At 40.9% G+C, this 7,009-nt stretch carries 7 protein-coding genes and 1 pseudogene; 4 read left to right on the forward strand and 4 right to left on the reverse strand.

Features of this window, described 5'->3' with window-relative positions:
- From IM479_RS08355 to IM479_RS08365, 3 genes and pseudogenes are all read right to left on the reverse strand, one after another.
- A pseudogene (locus IM479_RS08355) lies at positions 1-298 on the reverse strand (Rpn family recombination-promoting nuclease/putative transposase); the annotation flags it as partial.
- 93 nt (positions 299-391) lie between these two features.
- Positions 392-520: a hypothetical protein gene (locus IM479_RS08360; RefSeq protein WP_287685284.1), complete on the reverse strand. Its 129-nt coding sequence runs from the start codon at positions 518-520 to the stop codon at positions 392-394.
- 220 nt (positions 521-740) lie between these two features.
- On the reverse strand, positions 741-2,009 hold the full coding sequence (locus IM479_RS08365) for a DNA methyltransferase (protein WP_287685285.1): 1,269 nt from the start codon (positions 2,007-2,009) through the stop codon (positions 741-743).
- A gap of 189 nt (positions 2,010-2,198) precedes the next feature.
- On the opposite strand from IM479_RS08365, the gene IM479_RS08370 reads away from it, so the two are divergent.
- The 3 genes from IM479_RS08370 (at position 2,199) to IM479_RS08380 (ending at position 5,314) form a co-directional block, all read left to right on the forward strand.
- Positions 2,199-3,470 carry a dihydroorotase gene (locus tag IM479_RS08370; protein ID WP_287685286.1) on the forward strand — a complete coding sequence of 424 codons (1,272 nt, stop codon included), beginning with the start codon at positions 2,199-2,201 and terminating at the stop codon, positions 3,468-3,470.
- Positions 3,471-3,554: 84 nt separating this feature from the next.
- Entirely contained in the window at positions 3,555-4,721 is a 1,167-nt protein-coding gene (locus tag IM479_RS08375) for a DNA-methyltransferase (RefSeq protein ID WP_286826339.1), read from the forward strand.
- Positions 4,722-4,741: 20 nt separating this feature from the next.
- Positions 4,742-5,314 (forward strand): Uma2 family endonuclease, encoded by a 573-nt coding sequence (locus IM479_RS08380; RefSeq protein ID WP_287685287.1) that lies wholly within the window; start codon positions 4,742-4,744, stop codon positions 5,312-5,314.
- An 84-nt stretch (positions 5,315-5,398) separates the two neighbouring features.
- On the opposite strand, the gene IM479_RS08385 is transcribed toward IM479_RS08380, so the two are convergent.
- Positions 5,399-6,823 (reverse strand): Ni/Fe hydrogenase subunit alpha, encoded by a 1,425-nt coding sequence (locus IM479_RS08385; protein ID WP_286826340.1) that lies wholly within the window; start codon positions 6,821-6,823, stop codon positions 5,399-5,401.
- Between the two features lie 104 nt (positions 6,824-6,927).
- Here IM479_RS08385 and IM479_RS08390 point away from each other — a divergent pair.
- On the forward strand, positions 6,928-7,009 hold an 82-nt coding region (locus IM479_RS08390; RefSeq protein WP_287699358.1), incomplete at its 3' end, for a helix-turn-helix domain-containing protein.

Raw genomic sequence — 7,009 nt, forward strand, 5'->3', positions numbered from 1 at the left:
AATCACTGCGTCGCAGATAAATTACCACTTGACGCATTTGTTTTTGGGGATGACGACGATAGACGCGAATGCGATAATCAAGCATTCGGAAAGGAATCTTAGAGTCGGGGTCGGTTTGAAATTCGGTATGGAGAATTAATTGCTCTGACTGCAAAAAAATCAGAGAATCGGCGCGAATGGGGTCTAATTGTAATTCCGTCGGGTCGAGGACGGTTAAGGGGAGGGGAGAACCCAATAACCAAGTGGCTAGATCATCAGAGAAGTTTTCGGCGATAAATTTACAAATATTATCAAACATCGTGAGCGTTTTGCCTTTGTAATTGCTCGATCGCGTCGGGGGATAAATCGGTAAATCGGGCGATTTATGGGATAGGAAAGCCTTTTAAAATAACTATAAAGTACCAAACAGACCTAACGTGATTTTCCCTGCACCGCCACCAACTAAAACCATCAGTAAATCGCAGGTGCTAATCATAGTAAAGAGATCAGATAAAGCTTGTTTTTCTTGAGAACTAATCATTTTTTTCTGCTACTTATTTTAGATCATGATTTAATCCTGTTTTAATTTCACAAACATAATTAACGGTAGTATAATCGGTCTGAATAATTAACTTTCCATCAGCCAAGAATTTTATATATAGGGTTTATCTTCAATAGTTGCCTGAAAATTAGGTAAGGATTCCAGACAGGTGAAACATTGATGAAATAGGGGATGTTTGAGCTACATAAGCAATAGAAAGTTACCTTTTCTCTAAAATTAGTAGATATTCGGATTTCATGCCATCAGGATTTTTATTCTTGCGAGATTTGAATAATTGTCTGGTTTTAATTCTATCCTCAAAGACGGTATTAAAAATAAAGCCATTTTCCTGAAAATATTCCTGTAATATTCGCCAAGTTTCTACTTCCATTCCATCCACTTTCGGATTACCGACAAAAATGCAAGCTTTCCCAGCTTGTTTTAATTTTCTGGTGGCATTTTCTAAAGCATTGATAGTGTGACAAAAATAGGAATCGAGTATTTTATGTAAATTCTCTTTCTCTAAACTCGATCTCACCTGATTTAATGTTTCGGTTTCGATTAATCTGGTAGCCTGTCGGTAGGGAATTTCTAGCTTAGAGATTTTTTGCACTTCTTTTTCTGTATATCCTAACCAATATAAATCTAGTTTTGCTGTTCTGATATATTCCTGTGCTTGCAGATAGGGGGGTGAACTAATTAAACAATCTAACTCTAGATTTTGATCGATCTCAAAAGTGGCACTATCTACTCCTCCATAAAAAAGCACCTGATTACAATTATGCCAAGTTATGGCAATATATTGATTGACGCTGGTTAAAGTTTCAAAACTCATCTCTTTAATCGTTCGTTTTAATTCCTCTTGCCAATCTCTTTGTAATAGTTCCTGTATATCTGATTTTTTGTATTTAGATTGAAATAATTTAGGTTTGGTATGTTCTGCATAGGAAAACTGCTTACTAACTTTCACTAAAACCGCTTGAATGATCTGGGAATACAAATCAGGTTCTAGACTTTTTTGACCTGCCCAAAGTTTCTGTAAAACTGCTAAAATTTCCTCTGGATACCAATAGTTTAAATTTGACCACTGAGGGATAAATTTATCTTCGTTGGCAAAAACTTCTAAGATTTTTTTATCTAACTCTGAGTAACTCAATAGTTCTTGGTGTTCTGTGATCTTAATCGGTATAATATGGTTTAAAAGATAATTCAGGTCAGTTAAAACCGCATTTCTTTGACAAAGTTTAGCCTCTAAACCCACCGTACCCGAACCGGCAAAAGGATCGATAATCCAATCATCCTTTTTAGTGTAAGTATCAAGGCAAAATCTAACCACTTGGGGAATAAATTTGGCAGGATAATAATAGATGCCATGGGTTAGATAACTGGTGCTGGTGATTTCTGGTACTAAATCTCGAAAAGAAACTAATCGTGGGGTTCCCCGATTAAATTCTTCTAAATTATTAAAATCGAAAAGTTCTAACTGCATGATTCGGCTATCAATTCTTCCTAGGGTAGGCCAGCTAATTAAAATAAAGATTAAAACCGTAGTCGATCAATATTCTAACTTATCGTCCCTTAACCTAACCGAGAACTCAACTTTTTTACTTTTTACTTTTTACTTTTTACTTAACGTGATATACTGCCAGAGGAAAAAATGACGTTTTAATTAGTCTGCGTGAATAGCCAATCCTCGACGATCATAGAACAGGTTAGAGTCCTTGACCCCCTGACACAAACCGATCGCATTGCCGATGTCTGGATTGAGGAGGGGGTAATTAAAGCGATCGAATCTCAGCTTCCCCCAAGAGAAAATAGTAACTATATTTCCGGTCAAAACTGTATTTTTGCTCCCGGATTAGTCGATCTCTACAGTCATTCCGGGGAACCCGGCCACGAGGACCGAGAAACCCTTGCATCTTTGCTCAAAGCGGCCACGGCCGGAGGCTGCACCCGGTTGGCAATTCTCCCCAATACTCTCCCCCCTCTCGATCACCCGGCACTTATTAGCACATTACAGCAAAAAAGTCAAGGGTTTTTTGACTCAAAATCGACTCGTCTGCATTTTTGGGCAAGTCTCACCCTAGGAAGACAAGGGCAAAAAATGACGGAATTAGCCGATTTAATGCCTGTAGCGGTGGGTTTTACCGATAATCGCGGTCTAGAAGACTTGGGACTGTTGCGGCACTTATTGGAATACCTAAAACCCTTCGGTAAAAATATCGCCCTTTCCCCCGTAAATCAGCAATTAAAGGGTAATGGAGTCATGCGTGAGGGAGAAACCTCGATTCGCTTCGGTTTACCCGGAGATCCTGCTATTTCCGAAACCACTGCTTTAGCAACAATTTTAGAAATCGTCGCCGAAACTAATACACCTGTTCACCTAATGCGAATTTCTACCCGTCGAGGAGTGGAATTAATTCGCGAGGCAAAAATGCGGGGATTGCCGATAACCGCTAGTGTGACGTGGTTGCATCTCCTCTTAAATACAGGATCGATCGCCAGCTATCATCCCAGTTTACACCTCGCTCCACCCTTGGGCAACGAAAGCGATCGCAAGGCGTTAATTGCGGCAATTAAGGAGGGAATTATCGATGCAATCGCGATCGATCATCGTCCCTATACCTACGAAGAAAAAACCGTTTCTTTTGCAGAAGCACCCCCCGGCGCGATCGGGTTAGAATTAGCTTTACCGCTACTCTGGGAAAAATTAGTAATAACCGGGCAATTATCAGCTTTACAATTATGGCAAGCGCTTAGTCTCAATCCCTGTCATTGTTTACAACAAAAACCGGCATCTCTCAACCCCGGCAATCCCGCGGAAGCAATTCTTTTTCATCCCCAAGCAAGCTGGAAAGTAACGGCAAATAATCTTCACTCCCTCAGTCATAATACTTTCTGGTTAAATCAAACAATTACGGGAAAAGTGTTAGAAATGTGGAATTTTTAAAGGGTGGCCAATTTCTATCTTGAGACTCTCCTCGTTTTTTGGATAATGATCAGCTAGAATTCTAGAGAGAACTAGAGTAATGTCATGGAAAAAGAACTGGTATCAGAAAAGCGCGGTTATCTGCTTCGCACGGTGGCAGAAGCTAAAGAAATTGTCCTTAATTGGTTGCGGGAAATAAATTTAGTTAATGCGATTAAATTAGGTTTACCAGAAGTGGATGACAGATATCATATTTGGCGAATTCCTTTATGTAATGAACAGAAAAAAACCGTTGGGGAAGTGGTGATCGATGCCTACACCACCGAAATTTTATTAGATAAAACAACTCGGACTGAAATTATTATCGCTCGTCTGTTAAAACAGGATGAATCTAAATTAGAAACCCGCAAGAAACCCAAAAAAGAATATAAGCTTTCCTCTCTGAGAAATACCATCGGATTTGGTGATTGTAGCGAACTTTTGGAGGAAATGCCCGCAGAAAGTGTTGATTTAATCTTTACCTCACCACCCTATTTTAATGCTCGTCCGGAATATTCAGAATTTGAAGAATACGAAAGCTATCTATTGAAGCTGCGACAGGTAATCAGAAAATGTCATCGAGTTTTGAGTGAAGGACGTTTTTTTGTCATTAATATTTCTCCCGTGCTGTTGCGTCGTGCTTCCCGTAATCAAGCTTCTAAACGTATTGCTGTCCCCTTTGATTTGCATCGAATTTTTATTGAAGAAGGTTACGATTTTATTGATGATATTATTTGGCTAAAACCAGAGGGAGCAGGGTGGGCAACTGGTAGAGGACGCAGATTTGCCGCCGATCGCAATCCTCTCCAATACAAAACTGTGCCGGTGACTGAATACGTTTTAGTCTATCGTAAACATACGGATTTACTCATCGATTGGCATATTCGCAATCATCCCGATCAAGAAGTAGTAAAAGCCTCAAAAATTGCCGATGGTTATGAACGCACTAATGTCTGGAAAATTAACCCAGTCACTAACTCAAAACATCCCGCCGCTTTTCCCGTAGAATTGGCAGAAAAAGTGATTACCTATTACTCTTTTAAAGGTGATGTGGTTTTAGATCCCTTTGCCGGTTCAGGAACCGTGGGATTAGCAGCAGCTTCTTTAGATAGACGTTTTGTTTTATTCGAGAGTAATTTTAATTATATTGAACTGATACGAAAGTTAATTACTGAAGGCAATAAGATTGATTTAGACTCAGTTATTTGGCTTAATTGTCCGTTAGAAAACTAACAATGATCGAGGTAAACACCATGACAGCCCGTAAAAGTCACGCTTATTTTACTCCAAAAGACTATCTGGAAATAGAGAAAATTAGTCCCATTAAACACGAATATATGCAAGGGCAAATCTTGGCGATGGCCCAGGCCAGTAAAGCCCATGTTATCATCACAGGTAATCTTTCAGCCCAATTAATTAATCATTTACGGGGTAGTTGTTGTCTTGCCTACGCTACCGATATGAAAGTGCGTCTCCCTAGCTTAAATGTCTTCTATTATCCCGATTTTGCCATTACTTGTGACCAACGGGATCGAGTTTCCGAGGAGGATTTTATTCTGCATCCACGAGTGATTATCGAAGTTTTATCCGACTCTACGGCAGCCTTTGATAGAGGCGATAAATTTGCCAATTATCAAACTATCCCCGAATTACAGGAATATCTTCTGATTCATCAACAACAAGTCTTAATTGAACAATATCAACGTCAATCTAATAACCTCTGGATTCCCCATATTTATCAAGCGGGAGATTTAATCACTATTAACTGTATTAACTTTTCTTGTCCGATAGAAATTCTTTATCAAAACCTAGAAATTCTTAGCTAGAATCTTGGCCGTAAAAATGGTAAAATGGGTTCAGGTGTTAGGAAGAATTTGCCCTATTTCCTAAACCCCTAACAACTTAGACAATTAACCCCTTTGTCGAGTATTAATCACCTCACCGGCTGCATTAACTAACTCTAGCTGTAGCGGCATTTGTCCCATAGCGTGAGTGGAACAACTTAAACAGGGATCATAGCAACGAATACCCGCTTCCACACGGTTTAACATCGCTTCGGGAATTTCGCCACCATGGATATAATGTTGGGCGATTTGTTTCACTGTTTGATTCATGGCCAAATTATTATTACCCGTGGCAATAATCAAATTCACCGTTTCAATCAAACCATTTTCATCCACTTTATAATCATGGAATAAAGTACCCCGGGGCGCTTCACTAACTCCCACCCCTTGCAGATTATTAATTCCTGCTTCGGCCCGGCAGCGTTGAGAAACTATATCGGGATCGTCGATTAAAAGTTCGATACGCTCTAAACAGCCCAAAATCTCCACTAAACGAGCATAATGATAGTAAAAAGAAGAGGTTGCTACACCACCGACCCGATGGCGATATTCCCGTAACTCGATATCCGCCCCATCCGTGCCAAAATGGGAACAAACATTTAAGCGCGCCAACGGACCTACTCGATAGATACCGTTGGGATAACCGAGGGGTTTATAGTAGGGAAACTTCAAATAAGACCATTTTTCCACTGATTCGCCGATATAATCGCGATAATTGTCTTCGCTGAGGTTATCGGCCACGATATTGCCTTGACTATCAGTAAAACGAATATGACCGCCGTAGTGTTCCCACTCATCCCGTTTACCGACCAATCCCATAAACAGGGAAGGGAAATTACCAAAAGCGGCGATTTCTGTGGTTAAATTGTCTAGAAGCCCTTTAAACAGGTTTAAAGCCGTGTAAAGAGTCGCTTTAGACTCCGGCAGTCGTTCTTTAATCCATTGTCGCCCTTCTTCGCTCAAAGGAGAACGCACACCTCCCGGGACAGACCAAGCGGGGTGAATTTTTTTCGCTCCCAAAAGTTCAATAACTTTCTGTCCAAATTGACGTAAACGGATACCTGCTCGTGCTAGGTCGGGATCGGCCGCAATTAAACCGAAAACATTCCGTTTAGCGGGATCACTTTCCCAACCAAGCAGAAAATCGGGACTGCTAAGATGGAAAAAGCTTAAAGCATGGGATTGGGTTAACTGTCCCAAATTCATCAAGCGCCGCAGTTTTTCACCCGCGGGGGGGATTTGCACCGCTAGAATTTTATCGCCAGTTTTGGCGGCACAAAGTAGGTGACTAACGGGACAAATACCGCAAATTCGGGCAGTAATTCCCGCCATCTCCCACATCGGCCGTCCCTCGCAGAATTTCTCGAAACCGCGATACTCGACCACATGAAAACGCACGTCATCCACTTCCCCCGCATCGTCAAGGAAAATCGAGATCTTGGCATGGCCTTCGATCCGGGTGACGGGATCGATAACGACGGTTTTAGTCATAGTAAGTCCTCATCGAAAATTTTGGGTCTGAAACCCCGTCGTTTCACGACGGCTTTACCGTTAAATACTAGCGCATTTACCAAATATATGCTAAAATGTGAGACATGGAAAAAGCATATTCTTACCGATTTTACCCCACACCAGAACAAGAGTCGCTATTGCGGCGCACCTTGGGCTGTGTAAGAT

The sequence above is a fragment of the Microcystis sp. M165S2 genome (genome assembly GCF_020245885.1).
Taxonomy (GTDB): domain Bacteria; phylum Cyanobacteriota; class Cyanobacteriia; order Cyanobacteriales; family Microcystaceae; genus Microcystis.